Genomic DNA, 20,419 nt, shown 5'->3' with positions numbered 1-20,419 from the left:
CCGATGGCGGGTGAGGGCCGGACGGAAGGGTCTGGGAAATCAGGGCAATTGGACTTTCCTCGGCCGCTGACCACGGTCGACGTGGTGATCTTTGCGATTCTCGACGACCGGCTTCAGGTGCTGCTGGTGCAGCGCCCGGCCGGCGAGGGCGAGCCGTTTCCGCTCAGTCTGGCGCTGCCGGGTGGCTTCGTCGACGTCGCGAAAGATCGTGATCTCGCCGCCTGCGCGGCGCGCAAGCTGCAGGAGAAGACCGGTGTCACCAGCCCTTACCTCGAGCAGCTCGGCAGCTGGGGAAGCGCGACGCGCGATCCGCGCGGCTGGTCGGCGACACACGCCTATTTCGCGCTGGTCCCCACACAGGCAAGCGTGCTGACATCAGATGCGCGCTGGTGTCCGATCAGCGGCGGAAGGCTGAAGGAGAAGCTTGCCTTCGATCACGGCGACATCCTGGCAACCGCAATCCAGCGCCTGCGCAACAAGGTGGAATATACTTCGCTGCCCGCTTACCTGATGCCCGCGGAATTCACGCTGCCCGATCTGCAGCGCGTCTACGAGATCGTGCTCGATCGTCCGCTGGAGAAGAGCGCCTTCCGCACCCGGATCCTGTCGGCCGACATGATCGAGCCGGTCGCGAAGATGCGGCGCGGCCCAAACCGCCCGGCGCAGCTCTATCGCCTCAAGAAGAGCAAGGAGCCCGTGTATTTCGTGCGGACGTTCAATCCGCCGGAGTGAGGTCGCGCTGCGCCGTGTCTGCTGCGGGCTTGTGGGCATGGTCGCCGCGCGTCCGAGTGCTCCATAACATCGTGTTAGGTTTATCGCACAACTGGGTAATTGTGTTATCCCGGCGAAAGCCTATTGTCGTCCTCACCCAAGACACCGACCGGCAGTGCCAAGCGTTCGCGGAGCTCCGCAGAGCGTCCGGGAATTGTTGTCCAATTGTCCAGCGAAGCCCGTCCAACGGGACGTCAACAAACAACAGATCGGGAGGAATTGTTCTTATGGCTACGACGCGCGCGATCCATGACATGAGTCAGTCCGGAAAAGCTGCTGCAAGCGGCTGGATCGGCTCGGCCCTCGAATATTATGACTTCTTCATCTATGCGACCGCCGCGTCGCTGATCTTCCCGCAGATCTTCTTTCCGTCGGACAATCCCACTGTTGCCATCGTCGCTTCGCTGGCGACCTATGGCGTTGGCTATGTGGCCCGGCCGATCGGGGCCTTCGTGCTCGGACATTGGGGTGATACCCATGGCCGCAAGACCGTGCTCATCGTCTGCATGTTCCTGATGGGCATCTCGACCATGGCGGTCGGTGTTCTGCCGACCTATCAGCAGGTCGGCATCCTCGCGCCGACCTTGCTCGTGATCCTTCGCCTGGTGCAGGGCTTTGCCGTCGCCGGCGAAATCTCTGGCGCGAGCTCGATGATCCTGGAGCACGCGCCGTTCGGTCGTCGCGGTTTCTTTGCAAGCTTTGCCCTGCAGGGTGTGCAAGCCGGACAGATTCTGGCGGCGGCCGTCTTCCTGCCGCTGGCGGCCTATATGCCGACCGAGGCCTTCAACAGCTGGGGTTGGCGGATTCCCTTCCTGCTCAGCTTCTTCGTCATCATCGCTGGCTACATCATTCGCCGCGAGGTCGACGAGACCCCTGCCTTTGCCCGCGAGGACGAGCGCGGAGTGACGCCGCGCGCGCCCGTCATTCAGGCCATCAAGCTGAACTGGCCCGACATGCTCAGGGTCATCTGCATGGCGCTGATGAACGTCATCCCGGTGGTCGCGACAATCTTCGGTGCGGCCTATGCGGTCCAGCCGGCCTATGGCATCGGCTTTGCCAAGGACGTCTATCTGTGGATCCCGGTGCTCGGAAACATGGTGGCCGTGTTCGTCATTCCCTTCGTCGGCCATCTCTCCGACAAGGTCGGTCGCAAACCTCCGATCATCATCGGTGCGCTGCTGTCCGGCTTGCTTGCCTTCCTCTATCTCTATGCGATCAGCATCAGGAACGTGCCGCTGGCGATCCTGGTCTCGCTGCTGATGTGGGGCGTCGTCTATCAGGGTTACAACGCGATCTTCCCGAGCTTTTATCCGGAGCTGTTCCCGACACGCACCCGCGTCTCGGCGATGGCGATCTCGCAGAACGTCGGGACGACCATCACGGCGCTGCTTCCGGCGCTGTTCGCGACCGTGGCGCCTCCCGGCTCGGCCAACATTCCTTTGACGGTGGGGGCGATCGCGTTCGGCATCACTGTTATCGCGGCGCTGGCGGCGATCACGGCCCGGGAAACCTATCGGATCCACATCGACGATCTCGGCAATCCCAAGGCGGCTCCAATGGCGCGGACCGACTACGAGCGGCAGCGTGCGGGGGCGGAGAGCGGTCCCGCCGCAATCCGGACCTGACGGTTGGGAACAATGCCGCTGCGATGACGCTCGCAGCGGCAAGGCTTCGCGGTATAAGCTGACGGTCGATCGAAGTTCTGTGCGCGTGAGCGCGATCATGATGAGGTTGCAGGATGAATCCCGCTGTTGTTGCCGTCGCCATCACCGGCTCCGTGCCGCGCAAGAAGGACAATCCCGCGGTGCCTATCTCGCCGGCGGAACAGATCGAGTCGACGCATGAAGCGTTCGAGGTCGGCGCGACGCTTGCACATATCCATGTGCGGAACGACGACGAGACACCGTCATCTGATCCCGAGCGTTTTGCCCTCGTGCAGCAGGGCATCAGGAAGCATTGTCCTGACATGATCGTGCAGTTCTCGACCGGCGGGCGGGGCCGCGATCCCTCGGCGCGTGGATCCTCCCTCTATCTGAAGCCCGACATGGCTTCGCTCTCCACCGGATCGGTGAACTTTCCGACCATCGTCTATGAGAACAGCGCTGCTCTGGTCGAGACGCTGGCCACCGGCATGAAGGAAAATGGCATCCGTCCGGAAATCGAGATCTTCGATCTGTCGCATCTGCACGGCGCCCGCCGCCTGATCGAGGCAGGGTTGATCGACGCGCGTCCGCATGTACAATTCGTGATGGGCGTCAAGAACGCGATGCCGGCCGACGAGCACGTGCTCGACATCCTGCTGGCCGAGCTCCGGCGGTTGATCCCGAAGGCGACCTGGACCGCGGCCGGAATCGGACGCCATCAAGTCGAGGTTATGGGCTGGGCCCTGGCGCGCGGCGCCGATGCGGTTCGCACCGGGCTCGAGGACAATATCAGGATCGACAAGACGCGCCTTGCCCGCAGCAATGCGGAGCTCGTGACCATCGCCGCTGAAGCCGTCACGCGCCACGGCCGGCGCGTGGCCACCGCGGCCGAAGCGCGATCCTTGCTCGGGATCGCGGGGTAGGGACGACAGGCCTGCGCCTGACATCTGCCTGACATGCTCCTGGCTGCCTTCTGCCATTCGGCGCGCGGCGTTCCCGCGTGCTGAGTCTCCGGCTAAGACAGCACCACAGGCGTGATCGGCGCCTGCCGGGCGGGCGACGACTGGAATGCGGTTCTTGAAATCAGACAGCAGGCTCATCGGAGTCCTGCTGGTGCTTGCGATTACCCAACTGATTGGATGGGGTACGATCGGCCTTCCGGCCGTGATCGGTCGCGATCTCGGGGCCGATCTCGGTATGAGCCTGCCGGCGGTGTTCGCGGGCAGCTCGGTTCTCTACGTCACCATGGGCCTGTGCGCGCCCTGGCTCGCTAAAGCCTTTGCGCGGCACGGCGCGCGCAGAGTGATGATGGCGGGGACTGTGGTCTCGGCGCCGGGTTTTGTCGTTCTGTTTTTCGCACGCGAGCCGGTGCTCTATTTCATCGGCTGGGTGATTCTCGGCATGGGCGGCAGCGCCACGCTGTCGACCGGCGCCTACATCATGTTGAACGAGGTCGCGGGGCGGGGCGCCAAGAATGCCATCGGCGGGCTGATGCTGGTGACCGGGCTCTCCAGCAGCATCTTCTGGCCGACCACCTCGTTCCTCAGCGGCCTGCTCGGCTGGCGAGGGACCTGTCTGGTCTATGCGGCGACGATGCTCGCCATCAACTTTCCGCTCTATGCGTTTGTCGCGCCGCGCCGGAAGGTTGCGACGGACGATCGTGGCGAGGCGATCAAGACCGTATCGCCGCCTGCGATTCCAAGAAGCACCTTCGGTCTCGTCGCGGGCGTGATCACGATGAATGCCTTCGTCAATTTCGGCATCAGCGCCATCCTGATCGAGCTGTTGCGGGCGGAAGGCCTTGCGCCGGCACAGGCGCTTGCGTTCGGCTCGATGCTCGGCGTGATCCAGGTCAGCGCCCGCGGCCTTGACTTTCTCGGTGGCGGCCGGTGGGACGGCATCACCACCGGCCTCGTCGCCGGCACCGCGCTCCCTGTCGCCATGGTGCTGCTGATGTTGAGCGAGGGGGCGACCTGGGCGGTTGCGACCTTCATCCTGCTCTATGGCGCCGGCAGCGGCGCGATGGCGGTGGCGCGCGCGACGATCCCGCTCGTCTTCTACGACCAGGCTGAATTCGCCAAGGCGATGTCGATGATCGCATTGCCGCTCAATCTGGCCTCGGCGATCTCGCCGCCGCTGCTGGCCGGCCTGCTCACCCAGTTCGGCAGTCGCGGCGCGCTTGGGCTCACCCTTCTCTTTTCCTGCGCGACGGTGCTGATCCTGGTGCTGCTCGGCCGGCGGCGGCCGGGAATGGTGGTGGCCCGCGCGGCGTAGGAGTTATTCGCGATGCGGAAATAGGACTGCGGCGGCCGCCGAGATATGGCCGTATGCCCAGAGTGCAGTGCTCAGAACGCCAAAATGGTGTATCCGCAGGGAGCGCGGCTTGGCTGAAGCCGCCGCGCCAAGATCCAGTTCCCCGGAGGAAATCGACATGTCGGCCTTGCCGCTCTCAGGCATCAAGATCCTTGACCTCACGCGTGTGCTTGCCGGGCCCTTGTCGGCCCAGATGCTCGGCGATCTCGGCGCCGAGGTGATCAAGATCGAACGGCCCGGCACCGGCGACGACGCGCGCGCCTTCGGCCCGCCTTATCTGGCCGATCCCGAAGGGAAGGCGAACAACAACAATTCGTTCTATCTGTGCGCCAACCGCAACAAGAAGTCGGTCACCGTCAACATTGCCAAGCCGGAGGGGCAGGCGATCATCCGCGAGCTCGCCAAGGATGTCGACGTCTTCATGGAGAACTACAAGGTCGGCGATCTCAAGCGCTACGGGCTCGACTACGAGACCATCAAGGCGATCAATCCCAAGATCATCTATTGCTCGGTGACCGGCTTCGGCCAGACCGGGCCTTATGCGCCGCGCGCCGGCTATGACGCCATCCTGCAGGCGATGGGCGGCCTGATGAGCGTCACCGGCCATATGGACGGCGAGCCGGGCGAGGGGCCGATGAAGGTCGGTCCGTCGATTGTGGACTACATGACGGGCATGAATACCTCGATCGGCATTCTGTCGGCGCTCTACCATCGCGATGCCAACGGTGGCGTGGGACAACACCTCGACGTCTGCCTGTTCGACACCGTCATCGCCTCGCTGTCGCATTGGCTGCAGATCTACCTTGTCAACGGCAAGACGCCGCCGCGCCGCGGCACCTGGGGCAATGGCGGCATGCCGGCCGGCGTGTTCCGGTGCACCGACGGCGAGCTGATGCTGGTGGTCGGCAATGACGGCCAGTTCCAGCGCACCTGCGCCGTGCTCGGCCAGCCCGAGCTCGCGAGCGATCCGCGCTTTGTCAAGAACAACGACCGCGTCGTGCACGGCAAGGAGATCATGGCGATATTTGCCGGCCTGTTCCTCAAGCAGCCGGTGGCCTATTGGCTGGAGAAGCTGGAGGAGGCTGGCGTGCCCTCCGGCCCGATCAACAATTTCGAGCAGGTGTTTTCCGATCCCCACGTCCAGTCGCGCGGCATGCGGGTGAAGGTGAACCATCCTTTCCAGCCCGACCTGTCGCTGATCCGCAACGCGCTGACCTTTTCGGAGACGCCGGTCAAGACTTACCGCGCGCCGCCACTGCTCGGCGAGCACACGCAGGAGATCCTCGGCGGCAAGCTCGGCTATGATGCGGGAAAGATCGAGCAGCTGAAGCAGCAGGGGATCATCTAGCGTCGTGCTCCGCGCGGGGCTTGCCTGAAGCCTTACTCCCGCTGCTCGCGCCATACGCATTTCGCCGCCTCGCGAAAATCGGAGGGACGACTGCCGAAATGACGGCGAAAGGTGCGGTTGAAGTAAGAGACGTCGCCGAAGCCGCTTTCGTGCGCAATCTGCGCGATGTTGAGATGTGAGAACCGTTGCTCGACCAGCATGCGCTGTGCCTTCGCCAGGCGTTCGGCGAGCACGAAGGCGGAGAACGAGGTACCGTCCTGCTCGAACAGCTTGCGGACATAGCGCGGTGAAATGCCGTGTCGCAGCGCGATGCTTTCGGTCGACAGCTCGAGGTCGCCCAGCGCCATCCCGATGTCCGATTTGATCGCCATGAGCCGTGCCGCCGTTCCGCCGCGCTGGATGGCAAGCTCGGCAAAGTCGCCACGGGCGCCGAGCGCGAGCGCGGCAAGGTCGAGCATGTGCTCGGACGCGCTGCGTGCAACGTCTGCTTCGCTGGACGTCACCTCCTCCGCGACGATGTCGACATAGCGCGTCAAGAGACGCAGCGCCGTGTTCGAGCTCGGGATCGATCGGCCGAACGCCCGGCTGTAGTGCGGAGCGCGGCGGGTAATGATGGGCAACGGCAGCAGCAGCGTGACGAAGCTACCCGCGGTCAGCATGGTGCTGGTGGAGGGCTCGAGCGGCGCGATCACGCTGGCGCTGCCGACCCCCGAGATCAGCTCCTTGCCGAACTGGGTGGCGCTGGCGCGGCCCGAGCGCAGCACGCTGATGGCCATGACGTCCTTGGTGCGTACCGCCAGCTCCTTGGACACCACATAGTGCGCGGGCGAGCGGGAGCCGGCCGCGATGCTGATGCCGGGGAGCTGACAGAAGGTCACGTCGGCTTGGAAAGGCTGATCTCCGATCGGTTCGATGTCCACCGCGGCGATGCCACGTCCATAGACCTCGCGCCACGTCTGCAGCCGGCTGGCTTGCGGAAAAACGTCCGTGGAAATACGTGCGCGCCGAAGCGACCGTTCGTCCTGCATTGGCCCCCGCCAGAAAACATCGCGTCGCGTGTTGGACGCCCGATTGCGTGATGGCGTTCAAGTTCGTAGCGCCGACGACAAGCTTTTCCTCCCGATCGTTGCACAGATGCCACAGCGCGCCGAAGAAAGCTCGTGACGTGCCGCGCGGGCCAAGGCGGTGCCGTACAGGCCAAGACAGTCGGAACCCATCCGAGCCAAGTCTACGGCGCGGCTGCCTTTGCCGCAATGCTCGGGAATCACTGATGAAAACGACATACGGCCGGATCCGCCACAAGCTGCCGCAGGGAACGACATTCAACGCCAGGTGGATCTGGGGCGGCGGGCCGATCGCCGCTGCAATGTCGGTCGCCGTCGTTGCAAGCCTCGCACCGTCGACGGCAATGGGCGCCTGCGTGCAGAGCGGCAGCGTGGTCACCTGCAGTGGGGGCAGCAGCACCGGTTTCGGCACCGGCGCGGAGGCCAACCTGTCGCTGACGGTGGTTTCCGGCGCCTCGATCACTGTGCCCTCGGGCGTGAACGCGATCAACCTCGGCGCGGGCAACACCGCCGTCAACAACGGCGCCATCTCGATCGGTGACGGCGCATCGGGCATCGTGGGAAGCAACAACAATTCCTTCACCAATACCGGGACCATCGCCATCGGCTCGAATGCCGCGGCGATGTTCGTGGCGGGCAATAACAATGCCGTGCTCAATACCGGCTCCATTACGGGCTCGACTTTGATGGGCGTTGGCATCGACGTCCTCGGCAGCGGCAATGCCGCCACCAATTCCGGCACGATCACCCTGACAGGCACAGCTTCGACCGGAATCTCCGCCAATGCGACCGGCACCACTGTCCAGAATTCGGGAACCATCATCATCGGCAGCAGCAGCGGCACCAATGGCCAGGGCGTCTTCCTGCTCGACGCCAACACGTTCGCCAACAGCGGCACGATCCGCGCCGTCGGCGACGACAGCGTCGGCGTCAGCATCTGGGGCAGCGGCAACGCGATGTCCAACAGCGGTACGATCGTCGCGACCGGCCCGACCGGCATTGCCCTCGGGATCGGAGGGCTGAACAACACGGTCCTCAACAACGGGATCATCAAGGGCGGCGCCAACGGTTATTCGCTGTTCTCCTTCGGCACCACCGGCAACAATATTGTCAACAACGGCACGATCGACGGCGCGATGTTCTTCATCGGGACCGGCAACGGGCTGACCAACAACGGGCTGATTACGATCAGCGATCCGGCGACGGCGCTCGCGCCGGGCAATCTCGCCTTCGGAGGCTCTTTCGATCAGGGGGCGCAGGGAACGCTTGCCCTGCGGGTCGACAGTGCAGGGCACCGCGACGGTCTCTCTACCCAGGACCAGGCCCAGCTCGGCGGCACACTGCGCGCCGTCGTACTGCCCGGCCTCTATCAGACCACGACGACCTACGCCGCCGTGGTGCAGAGCGCGGGGCCGGTGACCGGACAGTTCAATGCCGTCACTGCGTCCTCCGCCTTCTTCAATGCGACGGCGACTTACAATGCCAATTCCGTCGACCTGACGCTGACCCGGCAGGCATTTGGCGCGGTTGCGGGCGAAACGGCCAACCAGCGAGCGGTCGGCAGCGCGCTCGAGGCCGGCTACTCGCCCGCGCTGACGGGCACCGCCGCGGCGTTCTATGCGCAACTCCTGGCGGCCGGATCCGTAAGCGTGCTCGACAAGATCTCGGGCGAGGGCACCAGCGGCACCCAGAACACCGCCTTTGCCGCCGCAAACATGTTCGGCGAGACCATGGACGGACAGATGAACGCCTGGCGTGCCGGTACGCGCGGTGCTGCCGCAGGGGCAGGCGCGCTCGGCTACGCCGAGGCGCGGCCAGTGACCTCGGCCTTCAACGCGCTGAAGGCGCCGCCGCTCGTCCAGCCGCAATGGCATACCTGGGCGTCCGGCTTTGGTGCGGGCCAGTCCCTGTCGGGCGACGCGGCAACAGGCAGCGCCGGCTTCAGCGACCGCATCGCTGGCGGGGCCGGCGGTCTCGATCGCCTCGTCAATCCTGACCTCCTGGTCGGCATCGCCGCCGGCGGCTCGACCGCGACCTTTGACGTCAGCGATCGTGCGACCTCCGGTCGGCTCGAGGGCGCCCATATCGGCGCCTATGCGATACAGCGCTTCGGTGCGAGCTATGTGTCGGGACAGCTCGCCTACAGCCACTTCAACAATGCCACCAGCCGCACCGTCACCGGCGTCGGCCCGGACGAGCTTGCCAAGGGGGCGTTCGGCAGCAATCAGTTTGGCGGGCGGCTGGAAGTCGGTCGCACCTTTGGCTTCGATGCGGTTGCAGTGACGCCCTTCGCCGCGCTTCAGGCCGCTCGGCTGTGGCAGGCGGGCTATACTGAAACCAGCGTCGCCGGCGCAGGGCCGGGCGTGCTCGGCCTCAGTTACGCGGGGCGCGACGTGGCGTCGCTGCCCCTGTTCCTCGGCAGCAAGTTCGACGCCCGGTTCGATCTCGGAGGCGGTATCAGCTGGATGCCATTCGCCAACCTGGCCTGGGTGCACGAATTATCGCCAGTCCGCACCGTCGCGGCGGCTCTGGTGTCGCTGCCGGCGGCCGCCTTCACCGTCGACGGGGCGCGTGCGGCGAGCGATGCCGGTCGGGTCGAGCTCGGCTCGCGTCTCGTGCTGAACCGCTGGTCGGAGCTGTCGGCACGCTTCACGGGCGAGTTTTCCAATGTGGGGCAGAGCTATGCCGGTACCGGATCGCTGCGCATAAATTGGTGACCTCAATGCGGCGCTCGCGCAGGCTTGCCTGAAGCTTGCGCGCAATCCCCAGATAATCCCGGTCCGTAGTCGCACAGGCTTCCGCTTTGCTTCAGACTCTGATTCGATCCCTCCACTGAGTTCGGGAGGGAAATGGCATGTCCTACACGATCGGGTTCCAGGCAAAGGACCAGAAGGCAATTCTGGCGACCGAGGCGGCAACGGCCAATCAGGCGGTCGCCATCATTGCCGCGCTGCGGCAAAGCGCCGAGGAGATCAAGTTCATCCGCTCGCCGCAGGAAGGCGACATGGGGATCGAAATGCTGCTGCTGCTCGCCAAGGAAGAGGCCGAGGAGATGCCGCAGCGGGGCTGATCCGCGGCCACACTTCGAGCTCTAGCGAAGCATGTCGGCTGCATCATCGGGTAGTCAGGCACCGATCTCGCTTGAACCGAAGGTGGCCATGAAACGCGAAGCGCTCCGCGTCGAGCCGATCTCGACCTATCTCGACCGCTGGAACGCGCCCGCCTCGCCCGTGACGCGCGCCGGCAACATGATCTTCGTCTCCGGCCTGCCTCCGTTTGACCCGATCACGGGCGAGATCGCGGCGGTTCCGATTGAGCGGCAGAGCGAACTGGTCCTGGAGCAGCTGCAGCTGTGCCTGCACACGGCCGGCGCCACGCTCGACCATGTCATGAAGTGCAATGTCTACTGCACCTCGGCCAAACACTTTCCCATTTTCAACGCGATCTATGCGCGCTACTTCCCGGAGCAGCCGCCGGCGCGGATCTTCGTCTGCATCCCCGAATGGACCGGGCCCTTCGACATCGAGATCGACTGCATCGCGATGGTGTGACGTTCAGCGCGCATCGCGTGCAAGGGCGCGGGCCGGCGCCTTGGCTTCGACCTTGCCGGCCGTCAGCGCCATGGTCGCGACGCTGACGACGCGCGCGACCACGTCCTCGACGTCGTCGAGGTCGCATTGGCCTTCCGACAGCTTCGTCAGCCGCTCGCTCTCGCGGATGGTGTGGTGCGCCATCGCCAGCGCGAAATTCAGGCCCCAATAGATATCGACGTCGCTGCGGTCGGGCAGGGCCCTTCGCATCGCACCCACGAATTTCCGCAAATGATCGATCTCGCGGTTCTTGATGCGCCGGATCGGCGGCACGGATTCGATCGACGCCCGGATCATGAATCGCGCCGCGGTCGAGCGCTGGTTCTCGGGGCCGAGGCAGCCGCGCAAGGTCGGGCCGACCAGCGCGCGCAAGATCACCTCGATCGGCGCGCGGCCGCCGCCTTGCTCTTCCGCCGCCTTCAACTCGCGCAGGCGCTCGCGGTTGGTCGCGATCGAGCGGGTGACAAATAATTCCGCAATCAGCTCGTCCTTCGAGCCGAAATGATAGTTCACCGCGGCCAGGTTGACGTTGGCCTCCGCGACGATGTCGCGCAGCGTGACGTCGCCGAAGCCGCGATCGGCGTAGAGCCGTTCGGCGGCGGCGAGAATGGCAGACCTCGTATGATCGCTGGCCATGGATGACTTCGGGAGAGGGAGTTGCAATTCAAACAGTTGTATGAAACTATCGTTTGAAGGCTGGAGAAAGTCAATCCGCAATCGCAACTCGTTCGCAGCGCGCGGGCCGGTTCCGAGGTTTTGCAAAGCGCACACGCTGATGCTTGCGGACCGCGCGAAGCGGGAGGACAGTCCGGCGCAAAACGAGATCGCAAAGAGAGAGACGAGGAGCGTCCCATGGACTTCGATATGTCGCCCAAGCAGAAGGAATGGCTCGACCGCGTGCGGTCCTTCATGGCCAAGCATGTGCGTCCGGCAGTGCCTGTTTACAACGAGCAGGATCAGACCGGCGAGCGCTGGAAGGTGATCCCGATCCTCGAGGACCTCAAGAAGAAGGCGAAGGCCGAAGGCCTTTGGAACATGTTCATGCCGCCGAGCGAGCATGAGGATGACGAATTCCGCGGCGCGGGACTGACCAATCTGGAATACGCGCTGCTGTCCGAAGAGATGGGCCGCATCACTTGGGCGTCCGAAGTGTTCAACTGCTCCGCGCCCGACACCGGCAACATGGAAGTGTTCATCCGTTACGGCACCAAGGAGCAGAAGCGCAAATGGCTGCGCCCGCTGATGGACGGCGAGATCCGCTCGGCCTTCCTGATGACGGAACCGGCGGTGGCGTCGTCCGATGCCACCAACATCGAGACCCGCATTGAGAAGGACGGCGACCACTACGTCATCAACGGCCGCAAATGGTGGTCATCAGGCGTCGGCGATCCCCGCTGCAAGATCGCGATCCTGATGGGCAAGACCGACTTCAACGCGGCCAAGCACCAGCAGCAGTCGCAGATCCTGGTTCCGCTCGACACCCCCGGCATCAAGGTCGAGAAGATGCTCCCCGTGTTCGGCTTCGACGATGCGCCGCACGGCCACGCCCAGGTGCTGCTCGAGAACGTTCGCGTGCCGAAGGAGAACATCCTGCTCGGCGAGGGCCGCGGCTTCGAGATCGCGCAGGGCCGCCTCGGACCCGGTCGTATCCACCACTGCATGCGCACCATCGGCAAGGCCGAGGAGGCGCTGGAGAAGATGGTGAAGCGGCTCACTTCGCGCACGGCCTTCGGCAAGAAGATCGTCGAACATTCGGTGTGGGAGCAGCGCATTGGCGAGGCCCGCACCAACATCGAGATGACGCGCCTGCTCTGCCTCAAGGCTGCTGACATGATGGACAAGGTCGGCAACAAGACCGCGCAGGCCGAGATCGCCATGATCAAGGTCGCAGCTCCCAACATGGCGCTGAAGATCATCGACGAGGCGATCCAGGCGTTTGGTGGCGCCGGCGTCTCTGATGACGCCGGTCTTGCCAAGGACTATGCCCACATCCGTACGCTGCGTCTCGCCGACGGTCCGGACGAGGTGCACAATCGCGCCATTGCAAGGTTAGAGGTTCGGAAGTATGCCAACTCTCCCAAGCATTAAGCGGGAGGGCTGCGCGGCGCTCTCGACTTGAAGAAACGACAAGAACATGATCCGCGCTCGGTGACCGCTTGACGCAAGTGCGTCAGCGGTTACCGATTAGGATCATGTTCGGACTGAAGAGGGAGCGTCACCGTGGCTGACGGCGTCAGGAAAGACGAAGAGTTCTCGGGCACCAAGCCGGTCGAGGAGCGTCATCGCTTCGACGAACTGCGGCTCGAAGCGTGGATGCGCGAGCACGTCGAAGGCTTCGAAGGCCCGCTGGTCGTGCTCCAGTTCAAGGGCGGCCAATCCAATCCGACCTACCGGCTCAACACGCCGAAACGCTCCTACGTAATGCGCCGAAAGCCCTTCGGCAAACTGCTGCCGTCCGCGCACGCGGTCGATCGCGAATACCGTGTCATCGCAGCCCTCGGAAAGCAGGGTTTCCCGGTCGCGCACGCCTACGCACTATGCCAGGATGACAGCGTCATCGGCGCCGCCTTCTACATCATGTCGATGGAGGAGGGGCGCGTGTTCTGGGATCCGACGCTGCCGAGCCAGGACAACGACTCGCGCCGAAAGATCTTCACCAGCAAGATCGAGACGCTGGCGAAACTCCACATGTACGATCCTGTCGCGATCGGCCTCGGCGATTTCGGCAAGCCTGGCAATTATTTCGCGCGCCAGATTGACCGCTGGACCAAGCAGTATCGCGCCTCCGAAACGCAGCATATTCCCGAGTTCGAAAAAGTCGCCGAATGGCTGCCCAAGACCGTGCCGGAGCAGGCGCGCGTCTCGATCGTCCATGGTGACTATCGCCTCGACAACATGATTTTCCACGCGACGGAACCGCGCGTGCAGGCCGTGCTGGACTGGGAGCTCTCGACGCTCGGCGATCCCATGGCCGACTTCACCTATCTGTTGATGCAGTGGATCATGCCCGGCCTCGAAGGCGCCGACCTCAAGGCACTCAACATCCCGAGCCTGGAAGAGGCGGCGCAAATCTATTGCAACGTCACCAGGATGACGGTGCCCGATCTCAACTGGTACTTCGCCTACAATCTGTTCCGCCTCGCCGGCATCACGCAAGGCATCGCCGGCCGCGTCCGCGACGGCACCGCCGCCAACGCGAAGGCGCTCGAGTCCGCCAAGCGTACCGTGCCGCTGTCCAAGGCGTCCTGGGAATACGCGCAGAAGGCGGGCGCGGTGTAGGGAGACAAAGGCGCGGCTGACGGCCGCGCTCTTTTGTTTGATGCGATGCTGCTCCTACATGCACAGCGTCATTGCCCGCGAAAGCGGGCAATCCAGTACTCCGTGGCAATCGCGATTGAATCGAGGGAGCACGACGTACTGGATGCCCCGCCTTCGCGGGGCATGACACCGTCGGCTTGTCCGGCCGTTGAGCGTGACCATATCTCCCAGCACGGAGACAGATCATGATCCAGCAACTGCGCATCTACGAAATCTTCGAGAACAACAAGGCTGCCTTCCACGCCCGCTTCCGCGACCACGCCGCGCGCATCATGCGCACCCGATATGGCTTCCGGATCGTGGCGATGTGGGAGACCAAATTCGGCGAGCGGACCGAGTTTGCCTATCTGCTGGAATGGCCAGACGAGGCGACGAAGATTTCGGCATGGGCGGCCTTCATGGCCGATGCCGAGTGGTCCGAGATCAAGCAGGTGACCCATGCGCAGCACGGTCTGATGGTCGGCCAGATCGAAGACCGACTGCTGATGCCTGTGGACTACTCCCCCTCGTCCAGCCTGATAAGCTAATCCTCGCTCAAGATCTGCCCATGATCGACCACGCCACCCTCATCACCTACGTCGTCATCGTCCTCGGCTTCGTCTTCATTCCGGGCCCGGCCACATTGCTCACCATGGCGCGGGCGGCAAGCTCGGGAACCAGGGCGGGCATCGCGACAGGCGCGGGGGTTGCGGCCGGTGATTTGATCCACACCTCGATGGCGATCGCCGGCCTGTCGGCAATCATCGCGACCTCCGCGCTGCTCTTCAGCATCGTCAAATATGCAGGCGCTGCGTTCCTGATCTATCTCGGCATCCGCACGATGCTGGACAAAGCGCCGATCGAATTGAAAGGCGCGCCCGCGATCAGCGCGGGCCGCGCCTTCCGGCAGGCTGTGCTGACCGAGGTGCTCAATCCCAAGACCGCGCTGTTCTTCCTGGCGTTCCTGCCGCAGTTTGTCCGGCCGGAGCACGGTTCGATCGCAGTTCAGCTCGCGATCCTCGGCATCGTCTTCGTGATGCTCGGCCTCGTCAGCACGATCGTGTTCGCTGTCGGTGCCGGCCGCCTCGGCAATCTGCTGCGCCGTCACCCCGCCGTCGTGAAGTGGCAGGGCAAGGTGGTCGGGGCGATCTACTGTGCCGTCGGCGTGCGGCTTGCCTTGCAGGAGCGATGAGACGCAGGGCTGCTTCGTCGCCAGCCCACGGCACCTGGGTCCCGGCTCTGCGGAGCGTCACTTCGTGCCGTACCGCGTCCGGGACACGAGACCGTCTTCGGAGCATGCAACGCCCAAATGGGGCCGAGCACCTGCCTCATGCTCGTGTCCCGGACGCGCTGCAACGCGTAGCGTTGCTGCGCAGAGCAGGGACCCAGTTCAATTCGGCCGCCGCTTACCGCTTCGCGCAGTGCGCGATCAGCTTCTCCACGAAGCCAGCGCAATTCTCCAGCTCGGCCATTTCCACGAACTCGTCAGGCGTATGCGCCTGCGCGATCGAGCCCGGGCCGATCACCACTGAGGGGATATCGGCCATGCTGGCGAAGAGGCTCGCCTCGGTGCCGAACGCGACCTTGGCATGGTCGTTGCGCCCCGCAAGGCTCTTGGCCAGCGTGACGATGGCAGCGTCCGCCTTGGTGTCGAGGGCGGGGTAGTCGAGGATCTCCTCGAATTCGATGCCGCACTCGGGATGTCTCGCCTTCATCGCCGGCTCCAGCTCGGCCTTGGCCCAGGCGACGATCGCATCCGTCACCTCCCTGGACTCGGTGATGCCGATGCCGCGGCATTCGAAATCCACCGTGCACGTATCAGGCACGATGTTCAGCGCCGCGCCGCCATGCACGATGCTGGTCAGCAGCGTCGAGTGCGGGACGTCGTACAGGCTGTTGCGCTCGGCTTCGCTGGCGAGCTTCACGGCGCGGCGGCGGATCTCGGTGATCAACTCGGCGGCATATTCGATCGCGTTGACGCCGTCAGGGGCGATCGAGGAATGGCGGGCGAGGCCGTGGAACGTCGCGCGCACGCCGTGCTTGCCCTTGTGGCCGATGATGACCTTCATCTCGGTCGGCTCGCCGATGAAGGCGCCGAGCGGCCGCAGCTTCTTCTTCGCGACCTCGCGCAGCATCGGCCGCACGCCGACGCAGCCGATCTCCTCGTCATAGGAGATCGCAAGATGAATCGGCGTATTGAGCTTCGCCTCCAGCATCTCCGGCACCATCGCAAGGCACACCGCGACAAAGCCCTTCATGTCGGTGGTGCCACGGCCATAGAGCTTGCCGTCGCGCTCGATGAGCTTGAACGGATCATGGCTCCAGTCCTGGCCCATAACGGGCACGACGTCGGTATGGCCCGACAGCACGAAGCCGGGCTTGTCCTCAGGCCCGATGGTGACCCAGAGCGAGGCTTTCTGGCCGGTCTCATCGATGAAGCGTTCGCCTTTGATGCCGAACGCGGCGAGATAGCTCTCGATATGGGCAATCAGGGGCAGGTTGGTGCGATCGCTGATCGTGTCGAAGGCGACGAGGTCGGCGAGGAGATGGCGGATGCGATCGGGGCGTGAGCTCGGGAGGATCGGGTTGGGCATTGTCATTTCTGTCGAAGATGAATGAGGCTGAGGTTGCCTGCATGAACCATACCAATGCGACGGCCGGTCAGGCAAATCGACACAGCCTACAAGATATCGTGCTGCCCGTCGGGCGAAACACCCGAACGTCAGTCAACCCACGTCGCCAAAAGATTCCGCTTTACCGAAATTCGGAAATGGCGTATGTGTTGCGGCAACCCGGCCCAAGGAAGAGCAACTGTGCTGAAGTGGACCGGTGATCGTGCGGGCTCAAGGCTGGCGCTACGCGCCCCCGCCGTTGGCGGCTAACGGCCTTGACCCCGCCCGCCCACCGGTCTGCTCGCTTTGCATGCGCTCGGCCGAGGTCCGAGCGCTGCGTGCGCTCGTTAAGCCACCACGTAACGCGTCGGATCCCATTTCTGGCGTCGTGCGATCAGCGTGTTGAGTATGATGATCAGCTTGCGCATGCAGGCAGTGAGCGCAAGCTTCGGCGCCTTTCCCTTGGCAATTAGGCGTTGATAGAAGGCTTTGAGTACAGGGTTGTTCTGCGTGGTGGCGCCGAGACAGGGCATGTAGATGGCGTTTCGAACCCAACGGCGGCCACCCTTGATGTGGCGCTCGCCGCGCCTTTTGCCACTATCGTCGTCATAGGGAGCGACCCCGATTAAGGCCGCAGCGATCCCATCGCTCACCAGCCCGAGCTCCGGCATCCCTGCAATGAGGTTGGCGGAGGTCGTTTTAGCGAAGCCCGGCACACTCTCGATGATCTCGGCGCGCTCAGCAAACTCCGGTGTGGCCCTGATCGTGGCGGAGATGACCACTTCGAGCTTGGCAATTTCGGCGGCCAAGCCCTTCAAGATGCGGGCATGTGCTTTCTGAACCGGTCCCGGTGCCACATGTTCGTTCTGGCTTTGCAAGCGCGTCTTAAGCTCAATCAGACCTATGCGTGCTTTGACCAGCCCTACCAGTTCTTCGTGCTTCGCATCATGGGTCTGGCCTGGCGCCGCGCTGAACGTCTCGGCGAACCAGCCGATCATCTCCGCGTCGATTGCGTCGTTCTTTGCCAGCCGACCAGCCGATTGGGCGAAGCTGCGGCCCCGTTTCGGATCGACGATCCGGACTTCAATGCCGGCCTCACGCAGCGTCTTGGCCCAGTCACGCTCATAGCCGCCGCTCGCCTCCATGACTGCCTTGTTCACCTGGTGCTTGCGAAGCCAGCCAATCAGCTTGCGCCGACCTTGCGTGCTGCTCGGGCACGTCAGCCGCAGCGACAACGATCGAACGCACGCATCCACCTTGTCCTTCGCCACGTCGATGCCGACGACAGCTGGATCATTTTGTGCCATCATCCACTCCCTTCCTTGCTCGGTTCGGGCTCGAAGCCCGTGCAACTGTTCGGGTTGAGGAAGACACCGGAGCTGTCCCTCGCTCTCAACCAGGCTCTGCCGCCTTTGGGGCGTAGCGGGCTCAGTTCCAGCAACGGGCGGTTGGTGCGCAACCGCCCGTTCGCACATTCTGCCAAACTTCCCGGACACAAGGGGCGTATCGCGATCGTCACGAACGCGGGCCGGGCGGCGGTGGGCATGGGTCACATCGGCGCGGAAGGTTTTGCAGGGCGGGCAACCGTGAGCGAAAACGTCGCGCACACGACCGGTGTGATTCCTGCGTACGGCAAAATCGTGTGGTCCTGGCGGCCGAAGTCTGTGCGCCAAGTCTTGCGGTGATGCGTGTGGTCCAACCGGACCTTCGCATCAGCCATCTGCAGGGCGACGGGGCAATAGTGCAGCGCTCCCCGGGGAGATCACGACATAAGCCGTCAAACCACTGCGCAGGGAAGGCCGGATGTTTCGGCTTCACCTGTATGCCGCTGTGCAGCCTCTTGTAGCGCAACTCTTCGCACAGTGGACCGCGGGTGCCAGCCAGCACCCGGTCTTCCCTGCGCCCTCTTTCATCAGAGGGTGATACATCGAAGCAAAGCTCGGGCGAGACGCGCCGCGAGGATGATCGATTATGTCTATCGCAAATAAAGGTCTCGTGCCCCGGACGCAGCGCAGCGCGTCTTCAGCGGTGCGCTGCAGAGCCGGGGCCCATGCGACAGCGAACTCCGCGGCATTTTGGGTCCCGGCTCTGCGCAGCAATGCTGTGCATTGCAGCGCGTCCGGGACACGAGAGCGCCGTCAAACCGGCTTGCCCGTATACGGCATCGACGCCGTCAGACCTCCGTCCACGGGGAAGGCCTGGCCATTCACATACGATGCTTCGTCGCTGGCCAGGAACAGCCCCATCGCCGCCAGCTCGTGCGGTTGGCCGGGGCGCTTCAGCGGATTGAGCTGGCCGATCTTGTCCTGGGTGCCGCGCTCCCTGGCGCGGTCGAAGATCGGTTTCGTCATGCCCGTCTCGATCAGGCCAGGACAGACCGCATTGATGCGGACGCCGGTGCCGGTGAGCGAATAGGCGGTGGTCTGCACGAGGCTGATCACGCCGGCCTTGCTCGCCGCGTAGGGATGCCCGCTGGCGCCGGCCTTGAGGCCCGCGACGGATGCAGTGAGGACAATCGCGCCGGACTGCTGCCTCACCATGTGCGGCATCGCGTGCTTCACCGCAAGGAATGGCCCGATCAGATTGACGCGCAGCACTTCCTGCCAGTGTTCCACGGTCTGCTCGCCGAGTGGAATGAGGCCGCCGGAGATACCGGCATTGGCCCAGATCACGTCGAGCCGTCCGTGCGTCTTCACGGCCTTGTCGACGACGGCCATGACGTCCTTCTCGGAGCCCGCGTCGGCAATCATCGCCTCGGCCACACCACCGGCCTTCTTGATCTCATCGACGGTTTCCTTCACCGCCTCGGTGCGGTCGACCGCGATCAGCTTGCCGCCTTCCCGGGTGAAGAGCAGCGCTGCGGCGCGGCCGATGCCGCTGCCGGCGCCGGTGATGATGACGGATTTGCCTTGCAGGCGGCCCATGCGTTTCTCCCTTGGGTACGCGCGCGACGCTTGCCGCGCGACGGAATTTCAAACAGAATTTCAAACGGCAAAGTGTCTTGAGACACGTTCACACCTGACGTACAGCGACATCACACTGGATGGAAGAGCTTCATGGCAACCACAGACAAGGCGAACGTGATCACGACACGCTGGTGGTGGGTTCGTCATGCGCCTGTGCGCAATGACGGCGGCAACATCTACGGGCAGAGCGATATCGCCTGTGACACCAGCGACACCTACGTGTTCAACGCTGTTGCCAAGGTGCTGCCGCGCAAGGCGGTCTGGTATTCGAGCAATCTGATGCGCACGCACCAGACCGCGGAGGCGATCTGGGACGCGGGCTATCCGCGGCCTGCGTCGATGAAACGGGAGGCGGACCTCGCCGAGCAGAATCTCGGCCGCTGGCAGGGCATGAACCGCGCCGAGTTCGTTGCCAGCCGCCCGGTGGGGGCGAGCTGGTTCGCCGACATCAACGAACCCGCGCCCGGCGGCGAGAGTTTTATGGACCTTTATAACCGCACGCGCCGGACCGTCGAGCGGATCAACAATGAAGCGGCCGGGCAGGACATCATCGCGGTCGCGCATGGCGGCACCATCAAGGCGGCGATCGGCCTCGCACTCGACGGCCAGGTGGAGCGGGCGTTGTCGTTCGACATCGATAATGTGTCGATCACGCGGCTCGATTATTTCGCGAGTCCCGAGCGCACGGTGTGGCGGTTGCCGATGGTGAACCAGCAGCCGTGGATCGCGGACGATGCACATGCGGCGATGCACCAGCCGGCGGGGCCGGAAGTGAAGAAGCTCGCGTGAGCGAGCTGACATCCAATACGAACATC

18 protein-coding genes are annotated in these 20,419 nt (G+C 64.0%); 13 read left to right on the top strand and 5 right to left on the bottom strand.

Going from position 1 to position 20,419, the window contains the following annotated elements; genetic code table 11:
* The first annotated feature begins 3 nt into the window (after positions 1-3).
* The 5 genes from XH88_RS24270 to XH88_RS24250 all read left to right on the top strand — a co-directional run bounded on the left by XH88_RS24270 (position 4) and on the right by XH88_RS24250 (position 6,075).
* Positions 4-732, top strand: coding sequence for an NUDIX hydrolase (locus XH88_RS24270; protein ID WP_271670779.1), 729 nt, complete (start codon positions 4-6; stop codon positions 730-732).
* A 266-nt stretch (positions 733-998) separates the two neighbouring features.
* Positions 999-2,396 carry an MFS transporter gene (locus XH88_RS24265; RefSeq protein ID WP_271670778.1) on the top strand — a complete coding sequence of 466 codons (1,398 nt, stop codon included), beginning with the start codon at positions 999-1,001 and terminating at the stop codon, positions 2,394-2,396.
* A gap of 113 nt (positions 2,397-2,509) precedes the next feature.
* Positions 2,510-3,337, top strand: coding sequence for a 3-keto-5-aminohexanoate cleavage protein (locus XH88_RS24260; RefSeq protein ID WP_271670777.1), 828 nt, complete (start codon positions 2,510-2,512; stop codon positions 3,335-3,337).
* A gap of 145 nt (positions 3,338-3,482) precedes the next feature.
* Complete coding sequence (locus XH88_RS24255) at positions 3,483-4,688, top strand: MFS transporter (RefSeq protein WP_271670776.1); 1,206 nt, start codon at positions 3,483-3,485, stop codon at positions 4,686-4,688.
* Positions 4,689-4,845: 157 nt separating this feature from the next.
* A complete protein-coding gene (locus XH88_RS24250; RefSeq protein ID WP_271670775.1) occupies positions 4,846-6,075 on the top strand; it encodes a CaiB/BaiF CoA transferase family protein in 1,230 nt (409 codons plus the stop codon).
* 32 nt (positions 6,076-6,107) lie between these two features.
* Here the strand turns inward: XH88_RS24250 and XH88_RS24245 are convergent, their stop codons facing one another.
* Positions 6,108-7,103, bottom strand: coding sequence for an AraC family transcriptional regulator (locus tag XH88_RS24245; protein WP_271670774.1), 996 nt, complete (start codon positions 7,101-7,103; stop codon positions 6,108-6,110).
* A gap of 242 nt (positions 7,104-7,345) precedes the next feature.
* Between XH88_RS24245 and XH88_RS24240 the strand changes: the two genes are divergently transcribed.
* The 3 genes from XH88_RS24240 to XH88_RS24230 all read left to right on the top strand — a co-directional run bounded on the left by XH88_RS24240 (position 7,346) and on the right by XH88_RS24230 (position 10,690).
* A complete protein-coding gene (locus XH88_RS24240) occupies positions 7,346-9,856 on the top strand; it encodes an autotransporter outer membrane beta-barrel domain-containing protein (protein ID WP_271670773.1) in 2,511 nt (836 codons plus the stop codon).
* A 137-nt stretch (positions 9,857-9,993) separates the two neighbouring features.
* Entirely contained in the window at positions 9,994-10,209 is a 216-nt protein-coding gene (locus XH88_RS24235) for a hypothetical protein (protein WP_128966853.1), read from the top strand.
* Between the two features lie 88 nt (positions 10,210-10,297).
* Entirely contained in the window at positions 10,298-10,690 is a 393-nt protein-coding gene (locus XH88_RS24230; RefSeq protein ID WP_271670772.1) for a RidA family protein, read from the top strand.
* 3 nt (positions 10,691-10,693) lie between these two features.
* Here the strand turns inward: XH88_RS24230 and XH88_RS24225 are convergent, their stop codons facing one another.
* Positions 10,694-11,365, bottom strand: coding sequence for a TetR/AcrR family transcriptional regulator (locus XH88_RS24225; RefSeq protein ID WP_271670771.1), 672 nt, complete (start codon positions 11,363-11,365; stop codon positions 10,694-10,696).
* Between the two features lie 216 nt (positions 11,366-11,581).
* Here XH88_RS24225 and XH88_RS24220 point away from each other — a divergent pair, with 216 nt between their 5' ends.
* The 4 genes from XH88_RS24220 (at position 11,582) to XH88_RS24205 (ending at position 15,218) form a co-directional block, all read left to right on the top strand.
* Complete coding sequence (locus tag XH88_RS24220; RefSeq protein ID WP_271670770.1) at positions 11,582-12,817, top strand: acyl-CoA dehydrogenase family protein; 1,236 nt, start codon at positions 11,582-11,584, stop codon at positions 12,815-12,817.
* 132 nt (positions 12,818-12,949) lie between these two features.
* Positions 12,950-14,008, top strand: a complete 1,059-nt coding sequence (locus XH88_RS24215) for a phosphotransferase family protein (protein WP_271670769.1) — start codon at positions 12,950-12,952, stop codon at positions 14,006-14,008.
* A 224-nt stretch (positions 14,009-14,232) separates the two neighbouring features.
* Positions 14,233-14,574 (top strand): NIPSNAP family protein, encoded by a 342-nt coding sequence (locus XH88_RS24210; RefSeq protein WP_271670768.1) that lies wholly within the window; start codon positions 14,233-14,235, stop codon positions 14,572-14,574.
* 20 nt (positions 14,575-14,594) lie between these two features.
* Positions 14,595-15,218 (top strand): LysE family translocator, encoded by a 624-nt coding sequence (locus XH88_RS24205; RefSeq protein WP_271670767.1) that lies wholly within the window; start codon positions 14,595-14,597, stop codon positions 15,216-15,218.
* 214 nt (positions 15,219-15,432) lie between these two features.
* On the opposite strand, the gene argE is transcribed toward XH88_RS24205, so the two are convergent.
* The 3 genes from argE to XH88_RS24190 form a co-directional block, all read right to left on the bottom strand.
* On the bottom strand, positions 15,433-16,620 hold the full coding sequence (gene argE, locus XH88_RS24200; RefSeq protein ID WP_271670766.1) for an acetylornithine deacetylase: 1,188 nt from the start codon (positions 16,618-16,620) through the stop codon (positions 15,433-15,435).
* Positions 16,621-16,985: 365 nt separating this feature from the next.
* Positions 16,986-17,948, bottom strand: a complete 963-nt coding sequence (locus tag XH88_RS24195; protein ID WP_271670765.1) for an IS110 family transposase — start codon at positions 17,946-17,948, stop codon at positions 16,986-16,988.
* Between the two features lie 828 nt (positions 17,949-18,776).
* On the bottom strand, positions 18,777-19,562 hold the full coding sequence (locus XH88_RS24190; protein ID WP_271670764.1) for an SDR family NAD(P)-dependent oxidoreductase: 786 nt from the start codon (positions 19,560-19,562) through the stop codon (positions 18,777-18,779).
* A 132-nt stretch (positions 19,563-19,694) separates the two neighbouring features.
* On the opposite strand from XH88_RS24190, the gene XH88_RS24185 reads away from it, so the two are divergent.
* Positions 19,695-20,393, top strand: a complete 699-nt coding sequence (locus XH88_RS24185) for a histidine phosphatase family protein (RefSeq protein ID WP_271670763.1) — start codon at positions 19,695-19,697, stop codon at positions 20,391-20,393.
* The last annotated feature ends 26 nt before the right edge of the window (positions 20,394-20,419 follow it).

Origin of the sequence: Bradyrhizobium sp. CCBAU 51627 (genome assembly GCF_028128765.1) — a bacterium.
GTDB lineage: Bacteria > Pseudomonadota > Alphaproteobacteria > Rhizobiales > Xanthobacteraceae > Bradyrhizobium.
Note: the sequence above shows the minus strand (reverse complement) of the source record. Positions and strands in the feature narration are given on the sequence as shown.

What these genes read in the sequence shown, in the direction of transcription:
- XH88_RS24260 (WP_271670777.1), top strand. Translation starts at nt 2,510, where the DNA reads ATGAATCCCGCTGTTGTTGCCGTCGCCATCACCGGCTCCGTGCCGCGC.
- XH88_RS24190 (WP_271670764.1), bottom strand. Translation starts at nt 19,562, where the DNA reads ATGGGCCGCCTGCAAGGCAAATCCGTCATCATCACCGGCGCCGGCAGC.
- XH88_RS24250 (WP_271670775.1), top strand. Translation starts at nt 4,846, where the DNA reads ATGTCGGCCTTGCCGCTCTCAGGCATCAAGATCCTTGACCTCACGCGT.
- XH88_RS24230 (WP_271670772.1), top strand. Translation starts at nt 10,298, where the DNA reads ATGAAACGCGAAGCGCTCCGCGTCGAGCCGATCTCGACCTATCTCGAC.
- XH88_RS24265 (WP_271670778.1), top strand. Translation starts at nt 999, where the DNA reads ATGGCTACGACGCGCGCGATCCATGACATGAGTCAGTCCGGAAAAGCT.
- argE (WP_271670766.1), bottom strand. Translation starts at nt 16,620, where the DNA reads ATGCCCAACCCGATCCTCCCGAGCTCACGCCCCGATCGCATCCGCCAT.
- XH88_RS24225 (WP_271670771.1), bottom strand. Translation starts at nt 11,365, where the DNA reads ATGGCCAGCGATCATACGAGGTCTGCCATTCTCGCCGCCGCCGAACGG.
- XH88_RS24235 (WP_128966853.1), top strand. Translation starts at nt 9,994, where the DNA reads ATGTCCTACACGATCGGGTTCCAGGCAAAGGACCAGAAGGCAATTCTG.
- XH88_RS24245 (WP_271670774.1), bottom strand. Translation starts at nt 7,103, where the DNA reads ATGCAGGACGAACGGTCGCTTCGGCGCGCACGTATTTCCACGGACGTT.
- XH88_RS24195 (WP_271670765.1), bottom strand. Translation starts at nt 17,948, where the DNA reads ATGATGGCACAAAATGATCCAGCTGTCGTCGGCATCGACGTGGCGAAG.
- XH88_RS24205 (WP_271670767.1), top strand. Translation starts at nt 14,595, where the DNA reads ATGATCGACCACGCCACCCTCATCACCTACGTCGTCATCGTCCTCGGC.
- XH88_RS24240 (WP_271670773.1), top strand. Translation starts at nt 7,346, where the DNA reads ATGAAAACGACATACGGCCGGATCCGCCACAAGCTGCCGCAGGGAACG.
- XH88_RS24270 (WP_271670779.1), top strand. Translation starts at nt 4, where the DNA reads ATGGCGGGTGAGGGCCGGACGGAAGGGTCTGGGAAATCAGGGCAATTG.
- XH88_RS24220 (WP_271670770.1), top strand. Translation starts at nt 11,582, where the DNA reads ATGGACTTCGATATGTCGCCCAAGCAGAAGGAATGGCTCGACCGCGTG.
- XH88_RS24185 (WP_271670763.1), top strand. Translation starts at nt 19,695, where the DNA reads ATGGCAACCACAGACAAGGCGAACGTGATCACGACACGCTGGTGGTGG.
- XH88_RS24255 (WP_271670776.1), top strand. Translation starts at nt 3,483, where the DNA reads ATGCGGTTCTTGAAATCAGACAGCAGGCTCATCGGAGTCCTGCTGGTG.
- XH88_RS24210 (WP_271670768.1), top strand. Translation starts at nt 14,233, where the DNA reads ATGATCCAGCAACTGCGCATCTACGAAATCTTCGAGAACAACAAGGCT.